The sequence below is a fragment of the Falsihalocynthiibacter sp. BN13B15 genome, from assembly GCF_041205415.1.
In the GTDB taxonomy this organism is placed as follows: domain Bacteria; phylum Pseudomonadota; class Alphaproteobacteria; order Rhodobacterales; family Rhodobacteraceae; genus Falsihalocynthiibacter; species Falsihalocynthiibacter arcticus.
The window spans coordinates 1-549 of record NZ_JBGFCE010000082.1 but is presented as its reverse complement, the minus strand read 5'-3'; the positions used below and the strand labels follow the sequence as shown (position 1 = coordinate 549).

Annotated in this window: 1 pseudogene; it reads right to left on the bottom strand. The window is 49.9% G+C overall.

The window, feature by feature from the left end:
* Positions 1 to 316: pseudogene (locus AB9F26_RS22255) on the bottom strand (cyclopropane-fatty-acyl-phospholipid synthase family protein); the annotation flags it as partial.
* Positions 317 to 549 lie beyond the last annotated feature (233 nt).

The window sequence follows — 549 nt, the reverse complement described above, 5'->3', positions numbered from 1 at the left end:
TGTCGGATAGCAAAATGCCCCCGGGAAATGCATACTGGCGGATATATTCGGACGAGGTTTTGTAGGTCTCAAAAAAACTGTCTTTGACGGTGATCGCCTGTAATACGACACGCCCGCCTTCGGCCAGATTGCGTTTCCACACATCGAAATAGCTGGGCCAATATCTTTCCCCGACAGCCTCGATCATTTCGATGGAGACGATGTTGTCAAATCGCCCATCGATGTCTCGATAGTCACGCAACTGGATGTCTGCGCGTCCTTCCAGACGGCAGACGGCATAGCTGTGCTGGCTTCGCGAAATGGTGACGCCAGATAGGATGCAGACAAGCCCGCAATTCCGCCCCCAACAATGGCGATTTTCTTTCGGGGGCCCTCAGTTTGATCTAGCATTAGAACCTCTTTATCTTCTTGTATTTAGAGGGATACGCTGGGTATCACGGATTGGATCACCTATCCCTTGCAAAAATACTTATCGAATAAGGTGATCCGGATGGTTCGCGCGCGTGCCTGATCTATAATGATGGAACACAAACAATCTCAAACGGTGGT